Source organism: Psychromonas sp. (assembly GCF_041586535.1).
GTDB lineage: Bacteria > Pseudomonadota > Gammaproteobacteria > Enterobacterales > Psychromonadaceae > Psychromonas.
The window spans coordinates 1-2,775 of sequence record NZ_JBFGZY010000229.1 but is presented as its reverse complement, the minus strand read 5'-3'; the positions used below and the strand labels follow the sequence as shown (position 1 = coordinate 2,775).

Genomic DNA, 2,775 nt, shown 5'->3' with positions numbered 1-2,775 from the left:
ATGATCTATTTAGGGGTAGGAAAAATGGATGAAAGCAAGGCATTGATTGCAGTAACTAGTTGTTCTAATTGCAAAATCAATAACGAAGCTAGCATTCATTTTAACAAGCATAAATGAATAGATAATTATCGGATTTGGTATGAATAAAAAAGCCAGTCGTTTTGCACTGGCTTTTTTATCCAGGATCTCCCTTTATCTCCTTTTTGTTATAACGTTAATATTGTTTTTTAATGATGCCTCACGTTAGCGCTTCTTTGTTTGCCGATACATTTAGTTTGGATAAGCCTTCACCTGCCTGGTAATTGAAGGCATAATATGACGAACTTTTTTATACGGATCTATTGGCGTGGAATTATTACAACTTCAACATTTCGGACAAACATTAAGATTAGAAGGCTCTCTTGCCGGGTGGCAGCAACTGTACTGGGGAGAGCATCTGGTTTCACAACTAACAGCCACTGAAAATCAACAATCTCAATCCACACATGCTTTTGAACTCACCAGTAAACCCGAACAAGCGACGGTTCCTGATAATGAAAATATCGCGCAGACGGATAATATCATCAAATGTCAATTGGTCACCGAACTGACATGGCAGCCATTTGTTATAAAATATGAACTTTTTATCGATGGGGTATCGGTTGCGCAGGGGAGTCGTAATAGTAAAGATATTGAAAAACAAATTCCCGTAAAAACGGTAAAAGAAGAAAAAAAATTCAGTATAGTCGGTCTTGCATCCTTAGGTTTCAAACTGCTTAAAAGCGCTAAAATAATTAAAGTTGTGTTAGCAGGTGCCAGTCTGGCGGCATACAGCTGGTTTTTCTCTTTTCAATTTGCCTTATCTTTATTAGCCTGTCTGGTGTTTCACGAATATGGACATATTAAGGCAATGCAATATTTTGGCATGAAAACCAAAGGAGTTTACCTGATACCTTTTGTCGGAGGGCTCGCGGTTAGTGATGAAAAAATAAATACACGCTGGCAGGATGTTGTGATATCAATTATGGGGCCCACGTTCGGCTTGTTATTATCTATCGCCTGTGTGCTTCTCTATTGGATCACTGATAATATTTTCTTTGCCGGGTTGGCGACTTTTAATAGTTTATTAAATCTTTTTAATCTTTTGCCTATTTTACCCTTAGATGGCGGCCATATTCTAAAAAGCATCAGTTTTTCAATGAATAGCAAGCTTGGACTTCTTGCTTGCATTGCAGGTGCCACAGCAGGTGTTTTCGTGAGTTATAGCCTGGGATTGGTGCTGCTTGGTTTTTTATTGTTAATCGGCAGCTTGGAAATCGTGTCGGAGTGGCGAACGCGCCATCAGAGTCATCTTTTACCTTTAGACAGGTACGGGCAGATATTTTCCAGTGTCTGGTACCTCATGACAGTTGCCGGGTTGGTTGCTATTATTTTCTATTTTGCCAAGTCGGGAGATCAATTGTTAGCACTGCCATTGCAGATATTAGGCGCTTGATCCGGTTAGCTCAGCTGCAGGGAGTTTGAGTATCATTGCTGAGCATGATACTCAAATTTCAGGTAATAAAGTGTAAAGTCAAATGAAGGTTTTTAAGACTTAATAAAAGCAAATTTCAAGGTAAACAGTGAATAAAAACAGAATGTCGCAGTTAAAATAGACAAAGCGTTTAATTTATCATCATTCAGAAAGTTTATTGTAAATAACATTTGACGATACCCATACAACTCAGTAATATCCGCCTCGTTGTCAAGGCACAATCAATTGGCAAATTAAGGTGTTAGATAAGTTGGTATGAAGGGGTTGCCCATCAAATGATATTAGCTTAAGCCTGAAAATGCTCGGTGATTAGCGCGGCTTGATAGCGCATCTCCTTGGGTTTAAAAAGAGTTGGAGCAGAGGGCTTGACCCGTAAATGTTTAACTACTTTAAATTCTAAAAATAATCGGTGATTAGCGCAGCTTGATAGTGCATCTCCTTGGGTTTAAAAAGAGTTGGAGCAGAGGGCTTGATCCGTAAATGTTTAACTACTTTAAATTCTAAAAATAATCGGTGATTAGCGCAGCTTGGTAGCGCATCTGGTTTGGGACCAGAGGGTCAGAGGTTCGAATCCTCTATCACCGACCAATTTAAATCTATATGCTTAGTTGATTGTAACAAGTCTTATAGGTGGTTAAATATGAATGTTTATGATAGATTTAAATATTCTTTTTTAATCAAGATTGTAAATATGTTTTCAGGGATATATTTGCATAAGCCAGCTATTGCGCCCTTAGCTCAGCTGGATAGAGCAACGGCCTTCTAAGCCGTAGGCCACAGGTTCGAATCCTGTAGGGCGCGCCATTTGTAAAAGTTTAGCGGCGGATGTAGCTCAGTTGGTAGAGCCCCGGATTGTGATTCCGGTTGTCGCGGGTTCAATCCCCGTCATTCGCCCCATCTTTACTTGTGTTAAAATGTTTTAAATCGTTGCGGAAATGGCGGAATTGGTAGACGCGCTAGATTTAGGTTCTAGTATCGCAAGGTGTGAGAGTTCAAGTCTCTCTTTCCGCACCATTTAAACATACACGAATAAGATAAATTAGGTGTTGCATACTTTTTAGTGCATCTCCTTGGGTTTAAAAAGAGTTGGAGCAGAGGGCTTGACCCGTAATGTTTCACTACTATAAACTCTAAAATTACTCGGTGATTAGCGCTGTTTGATGGTGCATCTCCTTGGGTTTAAAAAGAGTTGGAGCAGAGGGCTTGACCCGTAATGTTTCACTACTATAAACTCTAAAATTACTCGGTGATTAGCGCAGCTT

The 2,775-nt window shown here is 39.6% G+C and carries 1 protein-coding gene and 4 tRNA genes; all 5 read left to right on the top strand.

Going from position 1 to position 2,775, the window contains the following annotated elements; all coding sequences use genetic code 11:
* Positions 1–346: 346 nt before the first annotated feature.
* Positions 347–1,474, top strand: coding sequence for a site-2 protease family protein (locus ABZA00_RS16830; RefSeq protein WP_372883302.1), 1,128 nt, complete (start codon positions 347–349; stop codon positions 1,472–1,474).
* A 550-nt stretch (positions 1,475–2,024) separates the two neighbouring features.
* Positions 2,025–2,101, top strand: a tRNA-Pro gene (locus ABZA00_RS16825).
* Positions 2,102–2,240: 139 nt separating this feature from the next.
* Positions 2,241–2,317: transfer RNA gene (locus tag ABZA00_RS16820), tRNA-Arg, on the top strand.
* Positions 2,318–2,334: 17 nt separating this feature from the next.
* Positions 2,335–2,410: transfer RNA gene (locus ABZA00_RS16815), tRNA-His, on the top strand.
* 32 nt (positions 2,411–2,442) lie between these two features.
* A tRNA-Leu gene (locus tag ABZA00_RS16810) sits at positions 2,443–2,527 on the top strand.
* Positions 2,528–2,775 lie beyond the last annotated feature (248 nt).